Here is an 18,427-nt window from a genome sequence, read left to right as displayed (position 1 = left end):
GTTCCTCTATGTGCCCCCGGCGGGATGAAAAGACATCCTGCCGTCGGCCGCACTTCGTGCTCAGTGCCCCCGGCGGGACCCACAACATGGGCACCCGTCCCCACCTGGGACGTCGTCTCGTCAGCTGATTATCGCCGGGAGGTTTGAGGTGTCGAGGTCGCCCTGGGCGACGTCTGCGTGAAGAATTCCATCTCGTCTGCCCCAGACGAATCGCTCACAGCAAACTTGACGTACGTGGCTAGGACTCTGGCCCCTCTACGTTCACCACAACTTCTCCACTGCCGACGCGGAAGCCTACGAGCACGGACCTCTCCTCACCGGGGTTGCTCTCGCGGTGCACGGTGCGACGGGGAACGTGCACGAAGTCGCCGGGCCCCGCGTCGACCTTGTCGCTGCCGCCGGGGCCGAACTCAAGGAGGGCCCTACCTGCCGCCACGTAGAAATAGGTATCGTGTTCGTCGTGGTGATGCCATCCCGAGATCATCCCCGGCTCGGTGAACACCACTCCCGACCACACCCCGTCGGCGACGAAGGCCTGCTCGCGAACCATCCCGGGCGTTTGGCCGGCGGGCGGAGCTGTTCGGTCGTCCGCTCTCATCAGCTCTATCGGATCCGTTGGTTACCTCCTCCGGAAACTGGTCCCTCTCGAATGCGTGTGTGCCCATGTTTTGTGTGCCCCCGGCAGGATTCGAACCTGCGCACCTCGCTCCGGAGGCGAGTGCTCTATCCCCTGAGCTACGGGGGCAGGGGGGCACAACCTTAGAGCCTCAGCTCGCCCAGTCCCCCGGTTAGCATCGCCATCCATGCCGACGGAGGGGAAGCGGATCCTGATCTGCGACGATGATCCGGCGATCCTGCGGGTACTCGAAGTCAACCTCGAGGTTGAAGGCTATGACGTTCTGCTCGCCCGCCACGGAGAAGAGGCATACGAGGTCGCGGCCGCGGAGCACCCGGACCTCATCATCTTGGACATCATGATGCCGCGCCTGGACGGCTACCAGACCTGCGCGATGCTGAAGGAGAACGAGTCGACCAAAGACATCCCGGTGGTTTTCTTGTCGGCGAAGGCGCAGCAGTCCGATATCGAGCGCGGCAAGACCTATGGGGTCGCGGACTACCTGACGAAGCCTTTCGATCCCACGGACCTCCTGGACGTGGTCGACCGATTGCTCCAGTAAGGAGCACGGTGGTCACTGAGCGGCTCACACAGATGGTCGTGGCGGCGCTTGAAAAGGTCGCAATGGACGGCGTGTTGCCGGCAGATCGCCTCCAGGAACCGTCGTTCGAGCGCCCGCGCAACCGCGAGCATGGTGACTGGGCGACCAACATCGCTCTCGTGGCATCCAAGGGAGTGGGAAAGCCGCGCGATGTAGCGCAGGCGATCGTGGATGCACTCGAACCTTCTGAGCTAGTGGAGAGCGTCGATGTAGCAGGACCCGGATTCTTGAACTTCCGCCTGTCGCCCTCGTGGCTCCACGACGTCGTTCGCAGGGCAGCCACAGCCGGCGACTTCGGGCGCTCACAGCTCGGCGCGGGAGTGCGCGTGAATGTGGAGTTCGTCTCGGCCAATCCGACGGGCCCGTTGAACGTCGTCAGCGGCCGGCACGCTGCGGTCGGCGACACGATCGCGGCTCTCCTCAAGGCGACCGGGCATGACGTCACCCGCGAGTACTACTTCAACGACGCTGGCCGGCAGATGCTGTTGTTCGGCGCTTCGGTTGCCGCGCGTTACCTCCAGCATTTCGGCGTGCAGGCGGACGTGCCTGAGGACGGCTACAAGGGCGATGACGTCCGGGCGCTTGCGGAGGAATTGGCGGAGCAGATCGGGGATGCCCTAGTGCAGGTGGACGCGCCCGAGCGGGACCGTCGGATACTCGAGCTCGCGTGGCCGCCCGTCCTGGAACGCGTGAAGCGCTCCTTGGAACGATTCGGCACCACCTTCGACGTGTGGTTCTGCGAGAGCACGCTGCACCAGCGGGGACAGGTGGCCGTCGCGATCGACAGGTTGCGCGAGAAGGGCCTGATGGAGGAGCGCGAGGGTGCGTTGTGGTTCTTGTCGTCGCGGCTGGGAGACGACAAGGACCGCGTCGTGATCCGCTCCAACGGGGAGCCGACATACATCGCGGCCGACTTCGGGTACCTGATCGACAAGTTCTCGCGCGGGTTCGACCGCCTGATCTACCTGTGGGGAGCGGACCACCACGGAACGATCCCGCGTCTGATGGCGGCAGTGGAAGCACTCGGCTTCGACACCTCCGCCGTCGAGGTGCCTCTGGTGCAGATCGTGTCGCTGGTCCGCGGCGGCGAGCAGGTGAAGGCATCAAAGCGACAGGGCGTGTCGGTCGCGCTGGACGAGCTGGTCGACGAGGTCGGTGTGGACGCCGCTCGCTACACGTTCCTGACGAGGTCGATCGACGCACCTCTCGAATTCGACATCGATCTCGTCAAAGAGCAGGCGCCGGAGAACCCCGTGTACTACGTGCAGTACGCGCACGCCCGCATCTGCTCGATCCTGCGCAAGGCCCACGCGGAGGGTTATGAGCCGGACGCGGCGACCGCTCCTCTCGAGCGGCTCGAGCATCCGAGCGAGGACGAACTGATGCGGAAGCTCGCGTCTTACGAGGAGGTGGTTCCGGACGCCGCACGGCTGCGCGCCCCGCAACGCATCACGCGCTATGTCGAGGAGCTCGCGTCGACGTTCAGCGGCTTCTACCGGGACTGCAAGGTTCTTTCCGACGATCGAGACCTGTCCCACGCGCGCCTCGCTCTGTGTCTCGCCACGCGCCGCGTGCTCGCGGATGGACTCGGCCTCCTCGGGGTGAGCGCCCCCGACAGGATGTAGCGGTGGATTTCCTCCAGCTCGATGTGTTTGCGGAGGGAGCCTTCCGCGGCAACCCTCTGGCGGTGTTCCCCGAGGCCTCTTCACTGAGCACCAAGCAGATGCAGTCGGTGGCGACCGAGATGAACCTGTCGGAGACGGCATTCGTCACCGACGTCGCATCCGATTCCTACTCCGTCAGGATCTTTACGCCGCAGGAGGAACTTCCTTTCGCAGGACATCCCACCCTTGGGACCGCGTGGGCGCTTCGGAAGCTCGGCAAGATAGATGCAGACGAGGTCCAGCAGCTCTCGCGGGCCGGACCTACGACGGTGAGCTTCCGCGGCGACGAGGTCTGGTTCCGACGGCGCGGCGACGCGCATGACGACCTGCGCCGCCGCGATCCAGAGGCCGGGCGAAAGATCGCAAAAGCGCTGGGGGTGGTGCCGGCGGAGATCGGGCTCGAGCCGCGCGAGCTTGGGCGCAGCCTCGATCGTCTCCATCCCGCGGAGGCAGACGTCGGGATCCGGCAGCTGTTGGTTCCCCTCCGGGATCAAGCGGCACTGGCGCGGTGTCGCCCCGCGCCGCACCTGGTAGACGCCGTTGGCGAGGCAGAGGGCGCCTACTGCTTCACCGCCACGGGCGCCGGAGTTGTTCGCGCCCGCGGATTCTTCCCGGGCCTCGGCATCGCGGAAGACCCCGCGACCGGCTCGGCGGCGGCATGTCTGGGGCTCTACCTGTCGGCGCGGCTCGGGCCGATCGACGTCGTCGTCCATCAAGGAGTCGAGATGGGGCGGCCGTCGCGTCTTCTGGTGAAGGCTGCTTCAGACCACGTCGAGGTCGGCGGTCATTGCGTGTTGATCCTGGAGGGATCGCTAGTCACGTTGCCGTAGCCTCGAAGGATGCAAAAGGTTCTTCCGGACACCGCGTCGTCCCGCGAGGGGCACCTGCAGCTCGCGGGGTTGGACGTGGTCGAGCTCGTCGAGCGTTTCGGAACGCCGCTGATCCTGCTGGATCGGGCGACGTTCGAGACGCGCGCCAAGTCCTACGCCTCCGCGCTGGAGCCCGAGCGCGTCTTCTACGCCGGCAAGGCGCTTTGCTGTGTTGCGGTGTGCCAGATGATCGACGCTCTCGGTTTGGGGTTGGACGTCTGCAGCGGGGGAGAGCTGGAGACGGCGCGGCGTGCCGGCTTCCCGATGGGAAGGGTCATCTTCCACGGCAATAACAAGTCGCTGCACGAGCTGGACGCGGCGCGACGTCTCGGCGTCGGTCGCATCGTGGTGGATTCGTTCGAGGAGATAGCGCGCCTCCATGAGGTGAAGGCGACGGCGAAGCTGTTGGTGCGGGTGACGCCGGGCGTGGAGGCGCACACACACGAGTTCATCCAGACGGGACAAGAGGACTCGAAGTTCGGCTTCACGCTGGCAGAAGACATAGCGCTGGAAGCGATCCGCCGGGCCTCTCGTCTTCCGTCCGCGCCTCTGGTGGGTGTCCACGCGCACATCGGGTCCCAGATCTTCGAGCTCGCGGCCTTCGACCTTGCGGTCGAGGCGCTGGCGGGGTTCCTGCGCCGCGCCAAGGACGAGTTCGGGTTCGAGGCGGCGGAGCTGAACCTCGGGGGCGGTCTCGGGATCGCGCACACGAAGGATGAGCCGGTCCTGGATCCTGCGGCAGCCGCGACGTCGATCCTCCAGGCCGTGGAGCGGGAGTTCACCGCACAAGGCCTCGCGATCCCCGCCTTAAGCCTGGAGCCGGGTCGATCCCTCGTCGGACCCAGTGCGGTGACGGTGTACCGGGTCGGGACGGTAAAGAGGATCCCCGGCGTGCGCACGTACGTCGCGGTTGACGGAGGTATGTCGGACAACATCCGTCCGGCCCTCTACGGCGCGCGCTACGAGTCGTTCCTCGCGAACCGGATGGACGCGGCCGCGCTGCGCGCTGTCACGGTGTGCGGCAAGCATTGCGAATCCGGAGATGTGCTGATCAAGGACGCGGAGCTGCCCGAAGACGTCGCGGAAGGCGATCTCTTGTGCATCCCGGCGACCGGCGCCTACACGTACTCGATGGCGTCGAACTACAACCGGCTGGCGCGGCCCCCGATCGTGTTGCTACAGGAGGGCGAGGCTATAGAGATCGTCGCTAGGGAAACCCTCGACCATCTGTTGGCGCTCGATCGCCATTTGGACGGCTCGCCGCTGTAGAGGCAGGGGCCGACCCGAGGACCGCGGAGCTCCGCAGGGCCGAGGCATCGTCACGGCCCTGCGGAGAGACGCGGAGGCTACCCGGGATCGCGATCTAGCACTCGCCGTTGAGCGGCGCGGGGCTCGACTGCTGGATCGTCCACCAGAACGGTTCGACCGCACTCTCGCTGTGCGGATGCCACGGGCTCTCGCCCCACCCGCGGTCACAGATCACGACCCTGTCCTTCGTGGGAGCGGTGCCCTCGACCACCCGGATGAAGGCCCACCCCGTGTTGTCGCCCTCATCGGTCTCGAGGATGTGGTCCGCGGGGTCGACGGTTACGCGCACGAGGTAGAACCCGGGCCGCATGCTCCCATCTGCTTCCGTCACCGAGCTGTAGTCGACGTACTGCCCGGGGACGTACCAGGGGTACAGGTCGCCCCAACCCTTGTCGAGAGACATCGCGGTCTGACAGCCCGCGCCGACCGCGGCGACCGAGCCGTGACGGTCCTGGTTGAAGGTGTACCAGCGCCCGATCTGGTTCTCGAAGGTGCAGAACCCGTGCTTCGCGCCGGTCCCGATCGGGATCAGCCTGTTACCGGCGGGGTCGTACGGTGGCGCCGGCGCCGGATCCGTCACCTCGAACAACTCGAACTGCACCATGTCTTTGACGTGCCGGTGCCCGTGGGATGAGTGGTACTCACCACTGCCGGCGTCGGACTCGACGAAGTTCCCTGTCTCCTCGTTGTCCTTGTAATAGCCGGGCGTGTCGTCGGAGTAGTAGGTGTGTTGCACGGCTCGGTCGTCCTCGAGGAACTTCAGATAGAAGGGACCGTCGCCGACGTTGTGAACGCCGGAGGAGAAGCGAAGGCACCTCGTTGCTCCTCGGTCGACCGTTTCCTCCCAGGTGCAAGACATGGGCGCGGAGCCAGCGGGGTTGATGTTCTCGCGCGACGTACCGGATCTCGGATTCAGCGGTGCCGCGAAGCCGAACTGGTAGGGGAGCCACGGTGTGAAGTTGGGTGCCAACAGTTCCGGCTCCTCGGCCGCCTGCACGAGTGCGGCGCGCATTCGGAACGCCCAGTCGGTCACATCCCCGACCACAACCTTCACCTGCCATGTGCCGACAACAGGGTCCTTGATGAAAGCTTCGTGGTTGAAGAGCTCAGCGCTGCCGACATTGCCCACGCCGAAGTTGGGCGTAACGCCTACACCGACCCTCGCTATGGGACAGCCTTCTTTGAAAGCGCGCTGCGTCCCCGTCGGATCGATCACCTCGAAGCCGTAGCAATCGTCTTTCGACGCCGAGTCGAGTGAGACGCGTAGCTCAGTCGCAGTCTCTGTCACGTCGAACGAGTAGAGCCAACACGGCGACGTCTTGGTCTTGCAAGGATCGGTGGCTGCAGGGGCCCTCCGCTGAGCCGCGCGCTCGGTGTAGTACGTGAACGCCTGTGCCTGCCCGCGGCTGAATGCGACGTAGCCGCCGTCCCAGAAAAGCGGGGTAGCTGCGGTGAGCGTTCCGACGTGTACGGCTTCGGAGGGTTCTTGTGCGAGCGATAGGTTCGGCAGCAGGAAAACGACAAGGGCGGCCACCAGCGGCACGGCTTTGCAAGCGGAGGAAACACCCCTGAGGCGGAACCACCTTGGTTCGTGAGACACGCGAGCTCCTTTCGACGGATCTCATGGGGTTGCCCCCCTCGTGGCTCTGCGGCGTGAGGAACGGGGGAACAGTTGTGCGACGACTCGCGTCTCGGTCCTGTAGTCGTGCCGCCTCGCAGGTAGAGCAGCCCGCATCCGTCCGGGCAACCTTTGCTGCCTCTCGTGCATTGCACTGTCAACCGAGCGAGAGGGACGATGATGGTGGGTGCGGTGAAAGAGAGGCCGGGCGCGGGGCTAGCGGGCGTACCCGATCGGGACGAGGAGCTCACTGCCCTCTTCGACCAGCACTACAAGAGCCTCCGCGGGCTCGCTTTCGTGATGCTGGGTGACAGCGCCGGTGCCGAGGAGGTCGTGATGGAGGCCTACCTCAAGGCCTTCTCGACTTGGAACCGGTTCCGGCGCCTGGACCACCCGCACGCGTACCTGCGACAGATCGTGGTGAACCTGTGTCGGTCTAGGTTCAGGCGCGCCAAGGTGGAGCACCGGGTCAACGCGTTGATGCATCGGGCGGAGGACGTCGCACCCGACCTGGAGCGCGAGCTGCGGATGGACCTGTGGGATGCGGTCCGGCGCCTGCCCGAGAGACAGCGAGCCTGCGTGGTTCTCCGCTATCTGGAGGACATGACCGAGCCCGAGATCGCAGATGTCCTCGAGTGCTCCGTGGGGACCGTGAAGTCTCAACTCTTCAAAGCCAAAACGAAGCTCGAGCGCGAGCTTGCAGCATCGACCGGAGGTGACCGTCGTGACTGACTTCGACCGTTTGCTGGGCGATTCGCTGAAGGCGGTGCGCGACGACCACATCAGGAGCATCGAGGCCGAGGTCCCGGCTGCACGAGCACGGATCGGCTCGCGGGTGCGCAGACGCCGCTTCACCTTTACCGCTGGAGGCGCCGCGCTAGCCGCCGCCGCCGTGGCGGTGGGCGTACTGGTGGTGCAGCTCGCCCCTCCTCGAGTGGATCGAGCCGCTCCGGTCCGACCCGCTGGGAACCCCGTGGTCGTGGCGACCATAGATGTGCCCGGCGCCGTGATGATGCAACCCGGCCTCGGAGCCTTGTGGGTGACGCACAGTGACGGGATCGTCGGCATCGATCCCGAGCGGAGCGTCGTCGAGACGAGGTCACCGGTGTCACCTGCCGATGACATCGCGGTGGACGACGAGGCTGTGTACGTGACGGACGCGTTCGGCCACGGGGTCAGCCGCGTCCCGTTCGGCTCCGATGAGGCCGCGAGCGCCATCACCGTGCCGGGTCTCCCCGGCTCGATCGCAGCGGGCGAAGACCGCGTTTGGTACGCGAGCCAGATCAAACAGAACGACTCGACGATCCTGTACGAGGCGGACGCCGCCGACCTCGGCTACCGCTCCGAGTTCGAGTTCCCCGGCGGCGTTGTGGCCGATATGACCTACGCCGACGGCGCGATCTGGCTCTCGCTGGGGTTCTACGACGGGCGGTACGAGGTGGTGCGTCTGAGTGCCGGATCGGACCCAGACCCCCGCACGTTCCCGTTGTCGAAGCGTGAGGGCGGTCCCGCCGACATCGTCGTCGGTGAAGGCGCCGTGTGGGTCTTGCGCCACGGGACCCGCAACGGCGGAAACACGATCACGCGCATAGACCCCGAGACCGGCGAGGTGAACGAGCGCGCGGTGACGCTGCCGGACGTGATCGAGTCGGTCGCGGCCGGCGAGGGTTACCTGTGGGCGACGACGGCCCCCCTGGGGATGAACATGCCGAAGGACGCGGTGTCCCGACTGTTCCGCGTGGACCCGCGGTCTCTACAGATCTCGGGCGACCCACTCGAGGTCTCTCATCCCGGCTCGAAGGTCGCGGTCGGAGAGGGGTACGTGTGGGTGAGCGACCCGAACAACCGCAAGATCGTCCAGGTCGACCCCTACCGGTGACCTAAGTAGCGGGTCTTTTAGGCCGGTGCTGGAGGCGCGAGAACCGCCTCGATGGAAGCCTGCTCTACGAGGGGACTGGAGCAGACGGGGCAGCCGTCGCCGTCTTCGTCGCCGATGTAGACCGTCCGCTCGCACCTGGTACAGAACGCTTCCTTAGCCACTGCGGCCCCCCTCCTCGCTTATCAGGCACGTGGCTTGTTCTGAACCACTTGCGTCGGTTCCTGATAACGACAATTGTCGTGGGTTTGTTCCGTCTCCCCTATCTTTTTGGATTGGCTGCTGCGGAACTTTGTTGGCCCACCGCTGGGTCAGATCTTGGCGTAGCTCACGACCTCGGCTCTGGGCCCGTAGCGCGGAGCGCGCATCCCCGAGGCCCCGATCAGCCGTATGACGCGCCCCCGCTGGCCCGCGTATCGCTCGAGCAGCTGGAGCATTCTGGCGTCGCTTCCTCTCGGTTCGCGCGCCAAGAACCAGCACACGCTGTGGGGGACGTGAAGATCGCCCACCTCGACCGCGTCGGCGTCGCCCCATGCGGCACCCGCGACCAGCGCAGCCGTCCACGGGCCGACACCGGGTAGCGCCAGGAGGCGGCGCCATGCTGTAGCGGAGTCAAGCCCAATCGTTTCCTCCAGACGCGTCGCGTACGAGCAGGCGATCTTTATCGCGGCCGCTCGCCGGCGCTCGACGCCGAGCGGGTGGAACTCCTGGTACGGGAGCGACGCCAAGAGCGTCGGCTCCGGACACAGCAGGAGCGACCACGGCCCGGGCGCCGGCTCCCCGTAGGCACGGACGAGAGCGCGGAACGAACGGCGGGCTCCGGTGCCCGTGACCTTCTGCTCGAGGATCGTCGGGACGAGCGACTCAACCACGGAGTCGGAGCGGCCGATGCGAAGACCCGGATGCAGGCGGTGGGCCTCTCGTAGCTGTGGATGTCGCGGCTTGAACCCGGCGGGATCGTCGTGCATCCCGAGGAGGGCCGGAGCGCGATCGAGGAGCCACTCTGCCCCCAGCCCCCACGCCTCGACCTCCACGGCCCCGCAGCGGACGCGCAGGTGTTCGGCGGCGGGTCCAAACGGTGTTCTCGTCGCCCTCCATGCCTCCGTGCGCTCCAGCCGCATCGTCGGATCTCCGCGGCCGCGCACGAACGGCCGCAACGTGAGTCCCAGATCGAGTGGGGCGTCGAGCCTCAGGATCCGCTTCATTTCAGCAGCCGCGACAGGCGGCGATCGGCCACGACGCGGCCCCCCGTTTGACAGACCGGGCAGTAGGTGACCTCGTGTGACTCGTAGGAGATGCGATGCATCTCGTGTCCGCAGCGGGGGCACGGCTGCCCGTGCCGGTTATGGATCGTGAACCTGTCACCCATCTTCGCGGGGAGGCCCCCGGTCCGCTCTCGCTCTCGCTGCGTCGCCTCTTGGAGCACCGTGCGGATGGACTCGATCAAGGCCCGCCTCTTGGTCTCGTCGAGAGAGGCCAGCGAGTCGAAAGGTGACAGTTGCGCGTGGTGCAGCACGTCGTCGCTGAAACCGCGCCCGATCCCGGCGACGAAGCGTTGATCGCGCAACAACGTGTGGATGCGTCGCCGCTCGTCGCTCGATAGCACCAGCTCCTCGAACGCGTCGGAGAAAGGCTCCGGACCCAAACCCTCCAAGGGTCCGGGATCGTCCGCCGCCACAACCCAGAGTGACGCCTTTCGTTCGGTTCCGAACTCCTTGATCAACAGCGACGCGTGGTCAAAGCCCAACCGGGCGACGGCTCCCTTCGGCTTCGTTGTCTTGGGCGGCGCCTCGAAGTCGATCCGCCCTCCTTGCGACAGGTGCACGATGAGGCGGTGGTCGCCGAACGGCAGCAGCAGGTACTTGCCGCGCCGGCCGACGGAGCCAAGGGTTCGGCCACGCAGCGCCAGCGGATCGGGCTCGAACGTCTTCAGAGCCGAGAACTGCAGGAGGGCGAAGGAGCTCAGCGTCTGGCCGCCGTAAGCATCGGTCAGTCGCTCGGCGAGCGCCTGCATCTCCGGTAGCTCTGGCACCTCTCCAGCCTAGAGGTAGCGATCGGTAGAAGCCGCTTCTGGAGAGCCCCAGCACGGTTTAGCGTTCCGCGATGGAAACGGTCAAGGTGGGTCTGCTCGGATGCGGCGTGGTTGGAGGGGCGACGCTTCGGATCCTGAACGACAACGCCGACGAACTCGCCGCTCGCGTCGGGGCGCCGATCGAGGTCGTCAAGGTTGCGGTTCGGGACCCGGGCCGCGCCCGTTCCGTCGAGCTCGATCCCAGGCGGGCGACCTCGGATCCTGGGGAGGTGGTGGACAACCCCTCGATCCACATCGTGGTCGAGGCGATGGGCGGAGTGACCGCGGCCCGCGACCTGATCCTGCGGGCCATCGCGTCTGGCAAACACGTCGTTACCGCTAACAAGGAGCTCCTCGCGAGCGCCGGAGGAGAGGTGCTGGAGGCGGCCGCGGCCGCGGGGGTCGACGTGCTGTTCGAGGGTGCCGTCGGCGGCGGGATCCCGATCCTCCGCCCCCTGCGCGAGTCTCTCGCCGGGGACCGGGTCCACAAGGTGATGGGCATAGTCAACGGCACCACGAACTTCATCCTCACGCGCATGTCGGAGACGGGCGAGTCGTTCGAGGACGCTCTCGCAGAGGCCGTCGTGCTTGGTTACGCGGAAGCGGATCCTTCGGCCGACGTGGAGGGGTCCGATGCCGCGTCGAAGCTCGCGATCCTCGCGACGCTCGCCTTTGGCTCGACCGTGGTCCCCGACGACATCGAGACTGAAGGGATCACCCGCGTGACTCCGGCCGACATCGCGGCGGCGCACGAGCTCGGTTACGAGGTGAAGCTCCTCGCGGTTGCCGAGGCTGCCGGCGACAGCGTCTCCGTGCGCGTCCACCCCGCGATGCTCCCTCGCACCCATCCGTTGGCGGCCGTGCGCGACGTCTTCAATGCGATCTTTGTCGAGGGCGAGAACGTCGGCGAGCTCATGTTCCTGGGACGGGGTGCCGGGGGAGCACCAACCGCTTCCGCGGTGACAGGTGACGTTGTCGAGATCGCGCGCAACATCGTGTCGGGCGGCCGCTCTCCCGCGAGCGCCGGCTACTCGCGGCGCGCCACGATCCTCCCGCAAGAGCAGGCGCCGGTTCGCTACTACCTCGTCTTGTCGGTGCTGGATCAGCCCGGCGTGCTGGCCGCGGTCGCAGGCGCATTCGCCGACCAGGGGATCTCCATCTCCAGCGTCCGCCAAGAAGGGACGGGCGATCAGGCAACGTTGGTGCTGATCACCCACCTCGCCGGCGAGGGACGCCACCGCGCTACTTTCGAACGGCTGCAGGGGCTCGAGGTCGTGAAGGAGATCGCGTCGAAGATGCGCGTCGAGGGAACGAGCGAGGCATGAGGACCGAGATCCCGCCGGCCGCGGCGCGCCGTGGGATCATCCGCCGCTACTACGACCGCCTTCCGGTAAGCGACGCCACCCCGATCGTCACCCTGCACGAGGGCGCCACGCCCTTGATCCACTCGGCGCGGCTGTCGGATGAGATCGGCGCGCAGGTCTGGCTGAAGTACGAGGGTTTGAACCCGACCGGCTCGTTCAAGGACCGCGGCATGACCGTAGCGATCTCCAAAGCGCTCGAAGAGGGCTCGCAAGCCGTCGTCTGCGCTTCAACGGGCAACACCAGCGCATCGGCAGCCGCATACGCCGGACGGGCGGGAGTCGTGTGCGCGGTTCTGATCCCGCGCGGGAACGTCCCGTTGGGAAAGCTTGCACAGGCCCTGGTGCACGGCGCGCGGGTCCTCGAGATCGACGGCAACTTCGATCTCGCCCTCAACCTCACGAAGGAGATGGCCGCGGCGCATCCGATGACGCTGGTGAACTCGGTGAACCCACACCGGATCGAAGGACAGAAGACGGCTGCGTTCGAGGTGGTGGAAGACCTCGGTCGCGCTCCCGACATCCACGTTATGCCGGTGGGGAACGCGGGGAACATCACCGCCTACTGGCGCGGGTATCGCGAGGCCCAGGAGGCCGGTTGGTGTGACGGGCTCCCGAAGATGTACGGGTTCCAGGCGGAGGGCGCGAACCCCATCGTTCGAGGGGAAGCGATCGCGGAGCCGAAGACCGTGGCCACCGCTATCCGGATAGGTAATCCCGCATCGTGGAAGGGAGCCACCGATGCCGCCGCGAGCTCGGGTGGAGCGATCTCTTCGGTACGGGACAAGGAGATCGTCGAGGCTTACAAGGGCTTGGCCGAGCAGGGGGTGTTCGTCGAGCTGGCGTCGGCCGCGGGCGTTGCCGGCCTGCGACAACTGAAACAACGCGGTCTCATCCCGGCGGGAGCGACCGTGACTTGCGTGCTGACGGGCCACGGCTTGAAGGACCCCGACTGGGCGATCGCGGGTGCGGCTCGGCCGAAGCTGGTGCGGCCGGAACTGGGACCGATCCTGCAGGAGCTGGAGCTCGCTTGAGCCGATGCTTCGGTTATAGCCTCCGGCCCTGAGATCCCCTGCTACAGAAAAGAAAGAGACGAGGTGAGATGCCTGCAGCGGTGAAGGTGCGCGTGCCGGCGACGGTTGCCAATCTCGGTCCCGGCTTCGATTCGCTCGGCGTCGCTATCGCGATGCACCTCGAGATAGACATCGAGCCGCGCCGGGACTCGATCGAGATCGTTGTCGAGGGCGAGGGAGCCGACACGCTTCCCGCCGACGAGACGAATCTCGTCATCCGATCGATGAACACATTCTTCGACCACGTCGGGCGACGGCCACCGGGGTACGCCGTCAGGATCAAGAACCGGATCCCGCTCGCGGCCGGTCTCGGATCTTCCGCCGCCGCGGTCGTCGGCGGCCTGTACGCGGCTCGCGCGGTGACGGGCAGGAACGTTCCTCAGATCGAGATGGTGCAACTGGCCACCAGCATGGAGGGACACCCAGACAACGTGCTGCCGGCGCTGTTGGGCGGGCTCGTCGTCTGCTATCACGCCAGGGCGGACGGTGAGCTGAAGCATTTCCGGCTGCCGCCGAACGAGCGGCTCGTTCCGATCGTGGCGGTGCCGCGGGGTGGGTTCCCGACGGAGGAGGCGCGGCGCGCTCTTCCCGCGAAGGTGGGTTTCGCGGACGCGCAGTTCACCGCGTCTCGCGCCGCGTTGTTGGTCGCCGCTATCACGACGGGTGCTGGCGCGGAGATCTTGAGCGATGCGATGAACGACCGGCTGCACGAGCCCCACCGCTTGAAGCTCATGCCGGAGACGAAGGCGGTCCATCAGGAGCTGCGAGAGGCGGGGCTTCCGGTCGCGTTGGCTGGGGCGGGGCCGTCGCTGGTCCTCGTCATCCCGCGTCCGGAGGCGGTGACGCGAGCCGAGCAGGTGCGCCGCGTCTGCCGCGAACGCGACAGCGGTTGGAGAGTGTTCGTGAGCGAGTGGGAGCCTGAGGGCGCCCGGTCCGAGGCCTGAACCGCGTCTAGCGAACCTCGATGAGCCCGAACATCCCGGCGTGGATCGGGCAGAAGTAGGGATAGGTCCCCGGCTTCACGTGCGAGGTGATCACCAGGTCCTCGCCGGGGCCGTCGACGAGCTTCGACGCGAACAGCGGCACCTTCTTGCCCGCCCGTTTCACGCGCTTGAACGACGTGATCTTGTGCGCGCCGGCGAACGCCGACACGTCCAGGTTGAAGAAGCGCAGGTTCGAGCCCTCGGGAACCACCAACGGCTCGCCGATGTAGTCGTTGCCGTTCGCGATGGCGGTTCCAGGGAAGAAGAAGCCGTTGCTCAGCTGCGTGCCTCCGGCCGCGTACACCGTGACGTCGGCACCGGACGCGGTCAACGGTGAGCCCGCGGCCGCGCGGCCCCCGAACGCCGCAAGCAAGGCGAGCGCGGTCAGGACCCCGATGAGCTTCCTCATACGACATGCGGTTCTCCGCGTCCGGCGCGCCTCCTGCGGACGCGAATGATCCCGCCCGGTGTGTCCGGACGGGATCAGGTCGCCTTGGATCGTCTAGAGCGTCAGCGTCGTACGGCGCTGTCGTGCGCACGCTCGTCGGCCGTGTCCGCCTGCGTCGTCGTATGGGTGCCGCTAGGAGGAGTGTCATCGCGGAGATCCACCTCGTGGTGGCTCGCCGTGGCGTCTTCCGCGGCGTTCCGCTCGAGCTTGCTGTGCCAGCGGGCGCCCATCCCACCGCCGAGTGCCCCGCCGAGGAACATGGCGACGAGTGAGGCGATGCCGATGCCGATGCCCCAGTCGACGAGGTTGTTGTTCTCCAGTGGGAGCTGGTTCGTCGTGAAGGGGAGGTTCAGGTTTGCCGTGGCTCCGAGTCCAGTCGCGATCGCGCCGACGACCGCTGCAACGATCAGCGCCGTGAGGGGGACCAGCAGGCCGTTACCGATACCCGACCCGCGCGCCATGCGCCCGGCCGTGTAGCCGCCCCATAGGTACGAGAGGAACTGGGCGATCACCAGTGCGATACCCGCGCCGATACCGGCCTCGATCGCTTCACCCTCCGTGACGTTGGTTTCCGCGAGGCCGAGCGCGGCGAGCACGCCGCCGACGATCGCCGACAGAAGGAACATGCAGCCGAACGCGACCACGACTCCGGTGAGGATCGGGCCGAAGGCGATACCGCCTCGGGCGAGGGGCTCGGCCGTCGTCCCATGCGTAGCGCCGGTGGTCCCGTGCGCGTGGCCGGACCTGTTTCCGAACATAGGACCCTCCTTCAGGAGTAGTTGCTTCGTCACGTAGGGTTACCCCGTACGTCCTTCCCTTAATCGCCCTCGATCCCTGGGGTACCCCATGCGCTACGTGGTGTTGGTCGATGGCGAGCACTATCCACCGGTCGTGCAGGCGGCGTTGGATGACGTCGTGGCGGAAGGCCACGAAATCGCGGGAGCCGTGTTGGTGGGGGGCCGCGAGAAGCTTCCCGCAGCCGGCGTAGAGGCATTCGGCGATGTGGCCATCCGCACCGGAGACGACCCCCGGGTGACGCTGGACGAGGCATTGCGCGAGCTGTCGCCGGACGGCGTCCTGGACCTCTCCGACGAGCCGGTTCTGGACTACCGCCGACGCCACGAGCTCATCGCCGTCGCGCTGCACCACAACCTCACATACGAAGGTGCCGACTTCAGCTTCAGCGCGCCTCCGCGCCCGCGCCTGGCGACCAAGCCCTCTCTTGCCATCATCGGGACCGGCAAGCGAACCGGCAAGACCGCGTTAGGAGGCTTTACCGCACGCACGTTGACGGGCGCGGGGGTGAGGCCGGTGATCGTCTCGATGGGGCGCGGGGGACCGCCCGAACCCGAGGTGATGCGCGGCGACGAGATCGAGATCGGGCCGTCCGACCTCCTGGAGCTCGCCGACGCGGGCAAACATGCGGCGTCTGACTACATCGAGGACGCTCTCCTTGGGCGGGTCCAGACGGTGGGGTGTCGCCGCTGTGGCGGAGGTCTCGCGGGCGGCGTCGAGTTCTCGAACGTCAGCGAAGGCGTCGAGGTCGCGAACGAGCTGAACGGAGATCTATTGATCCTCGAGGGATCCGGCTCTGCGATCCCGCCCGTGCACGCGGACGCGACGGGCCTTGTGGTGGCCGCTTCGGTGCCGCTCGAGTACCTCGCCGGGTACCTCGGTCCGTACCGCCTCTTGCTATCGGATTACGTGGTGGTTACTATGTGCGAGGAACCTTTCGGTTCTCCCTCCCAGATCTCACAGATCACTTCTCAGGTCCGCACAGCTTTCCGCGGCCCCCGCGACAGAGACGAGATCCGGGTCGTTCGAACCGTCTTCCGCCCCGCGCCGACCCGTTCGGTAGACGGACTCAAGGTCTTCGTGGCGACCACCGCCCCCAAGGAGGCATCGACGCCGATCAGGAAGCACCTAGAAGACGAGCACGGGTGCAAGGTCGTAGGGATCACGCATTCGCTCTCGGACCGCAAGAAGTTGGAAGAAGAGATAGCCGACGTCAGGAAAGAGGCAGATATCCTTCTGTGTGAGGTCAAAGCGGCAGCCATAGACGTAGCGACGCGCAGCGCGCTCGCTTGTGGCATGGACGTCGTCTACATGGACAACGTCCCCGTCGGGATCGACGGCGACGATCCCGCGGGCACGACCCGGTGGGCCGCAGACGTCGCCCGAACCCGATTCGAACAGGGGAATGCGTGACCGAGCCGCGGCGCAAGCACATCTTCATCGCGGAAGAGGAGTCCGGGCTCCCTTACTCGAAGGGGCTCGCCGCCTCTTCGTTGATGGTGACGGGACTCGGCCCTGCCAAGTGCTACGCGGTCGCGAACAAGGTCGAAGAAGAGCTACGCGCCCTCGACCACGAGGTCATCTCACAGGAACGCCTCCGCGAGCTGACGCTAGAGGTGCTGCGTCGAGAGGCCGGAGACCGCTACGCCGAGGCCTTCATCAAGTGGCAATCCGTCGCCCGCCTAGACCTCCCATTGATCATCTTGATCGGCGGTGGCACGGGAGTTGGGAAGTCGACGATCGCGACGCAGCTCGCGACGCGACTCGGCATCACGAGGGTGGTATCCACCGACGCCGTTCGCGAGGTGTTGCGGAGCGCGTTCACGAAGGAGATGTTCCCGACCCTCTACTCGTCGTCTTTCGAGGCCGACCACGAGGTCCGTCAACCGATCCCTCATTCGGGAGATCGGTTGATCATCGGCTTCCGCGAGCAAGCGGCCGCGGTGGCGGTCGGGGCTCAGGCTTTGATCGACCGGGCGATAGACGAGGGGACGGACATGATCTTGGAGGGCGCTCACCTCGTGCCCGGGTTCCTCGAGAAGATCGAGAGCGACAAGGCCGTGATCGTCCCTCTTCTGGTGACGATCGACGACGAGGAGGTTCACCGCAGCCACTTCTACAGAAGAGGACGTGACAACAACACGCGCGGTCAGGAGCGCTACCTGAACGCGTTCAAGAAGATCAGGCGGATCCAGAAGTACATGATCTCCTCGGCCGCGATGCGCGGGGTTCCACAGATCGAGCACTACGACCTCGACGAGACGCTGACGCAGGTCATCGACCACGTCATCACGCGGGCTCTCGAGTCGGCCGAGCGCGGTGTCGAGCTGCAGGGAACCGACGAGGTCCTGTTGGAGCAAGCGGTGGAAGTCGTCGGAAGGCAACGCGAAGAAGCCAAACAGACGGCACCCGGCAACGGCGTGCCCCTAGATCACGAAGGAAGGGAGCAACACGCATGAAGCTGTTCCTAGACACCGCGGACCTCGACGAGATCAGAGAGGGCGTGCGCTGGGGCGTCTTGAAAGGCGTGACGACGAACCCGTCGTTGATCGGCAAGGCCGAGCAAGGCTTCCTGCCCCTCGTGAAGGAGATCTGCTCGATCGTCGAAGGGGACGTCTCGATCGAGGTCTCGGGCGACGAAACCGAGTCGCTGGTGAACCAGGGCCGCGAGATCATGCAGATCGCCGACAACGCGGTCGTGAAGATCGCGCTGACGCCGAATGGTCTCGCCGCGACCCGCAGGTTGTCGGACGACGGCATCAAGGTGAACGTGACCCTGTGCTTCTCGCCGGCGCAGGCGATACTTGCTGCCGAGGCGGGTGCTTACATAGTCTCGCCATTTGTAGGTAGGCTTGACGATGTCGCGACCGACGGCCTCAGGCTGCTGTCGGACATCTGCGAGATCTACGCCGCTCAGGCATACGGAACCCAGGTGCTGGCGGCGAGCCTCAGACACCCGGTGCACGTGGTCGAGGCGGCCCGGATGGGCGCGGACATCGGGACGATGCCATTCAAGGTTTTCGAGTCTCTGGTGAAGCACCCACTCACCGACTCGGGTTTCAAGAAGTTCACAGAAGACTGGGAGAAGGCGAAGCCCCACCTGGGCGAGCTCCCTCCCTCGATGCAGGAGGCATAGGAGTTGGT

The 18,427-nt window shown here is 66.2% G+C and carries 18 protein-coding genes and 1 tRNA gene; 12 read left to right on the top strand and 7 right to left on the bottom strand.

The genetic code is table 11. The features are described from left to right. Positions 1-238 precede the first annotated feature (238 nt). Together M3N53_02280 and M3N53_02275 are read right to left on the bottom strand one after the other, a co-directional pair. The gene (locus tag M3N53_02280; GenBank protein MDP9067160.1) at positions 239-598 is read right to left on the bottom strand and encodes a cupin domain-containing protein; all 360 of its coding nucleotides are present in this window, start codon (positions 596-598) and stop codon (positions 239-241) included. Positions 599-673: 75 nt separating this feature from the next. Next, positions 674-745: transfer RNA gene (locus M3N53_02275), tRNA-Arg, on the bottom strand. A 58-nt stretch (positions 746-803) separates the two neighbouring features. Between M3N53_02275 and M3N53_02270 the strand changes: the two genes are divergently transcribed. Genes M3N53_02270 through lysA form a run of 4 tightly spaced genes read left to right on the top strand, consistent with a single transcriptional unit; the run spans position 804 to position 5,019 of the window. Next, a complete protein-coding gene (locus tag M3N53_02270) occupies positions 804-1,178 on the top strand; it encodes a response regulator (GenBank protein MDP9067159.1) in 375 nt (124 codons plus the stop codon). 8 nt (positions 1,179-1,186) lie between these two features. Continuing rightward, positions 1,187-2,842 (top strand): arginine--tRNA ligase, encoded by a 1,656-nt coding sequence (gene argS, locus M3N53_02265; GenBank protein ID MDP9067158.1) that lies wholly within the window; start codon positions 1,187-1,189, stop codon positions 2,840-2,842. A 2-nt stretch (positions 2,843-2,844) separates the two neighbouring features. Then, positions 2,845-3,711 carry a PhzF family phenazine biosynthesis protein gene (locus tag M3N53_02260; GenBank protein ID MDP9067157.1) on the top strand — a complete coding sequence of 289 codons (867 nt, stop codon included), beginning with the start codon at positions 2,845-2,847 and terminating at the stop codon, positions 3,709-3,711. 9 nt (positions 3,712-3,720) lie between these two features. Beyond that, positions 3,721-5,019: a diaminopimelate decarboxylase gene (gene lysA / locus M3N53_02255; GenBank protein ID MDP9067156.1), complete on the top strand. Its 1,299-nt coding sequence runs from the start codon at positions 3,721-3,723 to the stop codon at positions 5,017-5,019. A gap of 94 nt (positions 5,020-5,113) precedes the next feature. Here lysA and M3N53_02250 read toward each other — a convergent pair whose 3' ends face one another. After that, the gene (locus tag M3N53_02250) at positions 5,114-6,658 is read right to left on the bottom strand and encodes a hypothetical protein (protein ID MDP9067155.1); all 1,545 of its coding nucleotides are present in this window, start codon (positions 6,656-6,658) and stop codon (positions 5,114-5,116) included. Positions 6,659-6,868: 210 nt separating this feature from the next. Here M3N53_02250 and M3N53_02245 point away from each other — a divergent pair, with 210 nt between their 5' ends. Beyond that, entirely contained in the window at positions 6,869-7,408 is a 540-nt protein-coding gene (locus M3N53_02245; GenBank protein ID MDP9067154.1) for a SigE family RNA polymerase sigma factor, read from the top strand. After that, on the top strand, positions 7,401-8,555 hold the full coding sequence (locus tag M3N53_02240; GenBank protein MDP9067153.1) for a hypothetical protein: 1,155 nt from the start codon (positions 7,401-7,403) through the stop codon (positions 8,553-8,555). The genes M3N53_02245 and M3N53_02240 overlap by 8 nt, the downstream gene beginning before the upstream one ends. Before the next feature lie 308 nt (positions 8,556-8,863). Here M3N53_02240 and M3N53_02235 read toward each other — a convergent pair whose 3' ends face one another. Together M3N53_02235 and M3N53_02230 are read right to left on the bottom strand one after the other, a co-directional pair. Then, positions 8,864-9,757, bottom strand: a complete 894-nt coding sequence (locus M3N53_02235) for a DNA-3-methyladenine glycosylase 2 family protein (GenBank protein MDP9067152.1) — start codon at positions 9,755-9,757, stop codon at positions 8,864-8,866. Further along, positions 9,754-10,584 (bottom strand): Fpg/Nei family DNA glycosylase, encoded by an 831-nt coding sequence (locus tag M3N53_02230; GenBank protein ID MDP9067151.1) that lies wholly within the window; start codon positions 10,582-10,584, stop codon positions 9,754-9,756. Before M3N53_02230 ends, M3N53_02235 begins: the two co-directional genes overlap by 4 nt. Before the next feature lie 71 nt (positions 10,585-10,655). Between M3N53_02230 and M3N53_02225 the strand changes: the two genes are divergently transcribed. From M3N53_02225 to thrB, 3 genes are all read left to right on the top strand, one after another. Next, positions 10,656-11,948 carry a homoserine dehydrogenase gene (locus tag M3N53_02225; GenBank protein ID MDP9067150.1) on the top strand — a complete coding sequence of 431 codons (1,293 nt, stop codon included), beginning with the start codon at positions 10,656-10,658 and terminating at the stop codon, positions 11,946-11,948. Beyond that, on the top strand, positions 11,945-13,018 hold the full coding sequence (gene thrC / locus M3N53_02220; GenBank protein MDP9067149.1) for a threonine synthase: 1,074 nt from the start codon (positions 11,945-11,947) through the stop codon (positions 13,016-13,018). Before M3N53_02225 ends, thrC begins: the two co-directional genes overlap by 4 nt. A 68-nt stretch (positions 13,019-13,086) precedes the next feature. Next, complete coding sequence (gene thrB, locus M3N53_02215; protein MDP9067148.1) at positions 13,087-14,001, top strand: homoserine kinase; 915 nt, start codon at positions 13,087-13,089, stop codon at positions 13,999-14,001. A gap of 7 nt (positions 14,002-14,008) precedes the next feature. Here thrB and M3N53_02210 read toward each other — a convergent pair whose 3' ends face one another. Further along, positions 14,009-14,449, bottom strand: a complete 441-nt coding sequence (locus M3N53_02210; GenBank protein ID MDP9067147.1) for a hypothetical protein — start codon at positions 14,447-14,449, stop codon at positions 14,009-14,011. A gap of 101 nt (positions 14,450-14,550) precedes the next feature. Then, on the bottom strand, positions 14,551-15,246 hold the full coding sequence (locus M3N53_02205) for a hypothetical protein (protein MDP9067146.1): 696 nt from the start codon (positions 15,244-15,246) through the stop codon (positions 14,551-14,553). Between the two features lie 88 nt (positions 15,247-15,334). Between M3N53_02205 and M3N53_02200 the strand changes: the two genes are divergently transcribed. Genes M3N53_02200 through fsa form a run of 3 tightly spaced genes read left to right on the top strand, consistent with a single transcriptional unit; the run spans position 15,335 to position 18,419 of the window. Continuing rightward, on the top strand, positions 15,335-16,696 hold the full coding sequence (locus M3N53_02200; GenBank protein ID MDP9067145.1) for a 2,3-diphosphoglycerate synthetase: 1,362 nt from the start codon (positions 15,335-15,337) through the stop codon (positions 16,694-16,696). Continuing rightward, on the top strand, positions 16,693-17,742 hold the full coding sequence (locus M3N53_02195) for a 2-phosphoglycerate kinase (GenBank protein MDP9067144.1): 1,050 nt from the start codon (positions 16,693-16,695) through the stop codon (positions 17,740-17,742). Before M3N53_02200 ends, M3N53_02195 begins: the two co-directional genes overlap by 4 nt. Beyond that, on the top strand, positions 17,739-18,419 hold the full coding sequence (gene fsa, locus M3N53_02190) for a fructose-6-phosphate aldolase (protein MDP9067143.1): 681 nt from the start codon (positions 17,739-17,741) through the stop codon (positions 18,417-18,419). The genes M3N53_02195 and fsa overlap by 4 nt, the downstream gene beginning before the upstream one ends. Positions 18,420-18,427 lie beyond the last annotated feature (8 nt).

This window comes from Actinomycetota bacterium (assembly GCA_030776625.1).
GTDB lineage: Bacteria > Actinomycetota > CADDZG01 > CADDZG01 > WHSQ01 > MB1-2.
The sequence above is the reverse complement of the archived record's forward strand: the minus strand, read 5'-3'. Positions and strand labels throughout refer to the sequence as shown.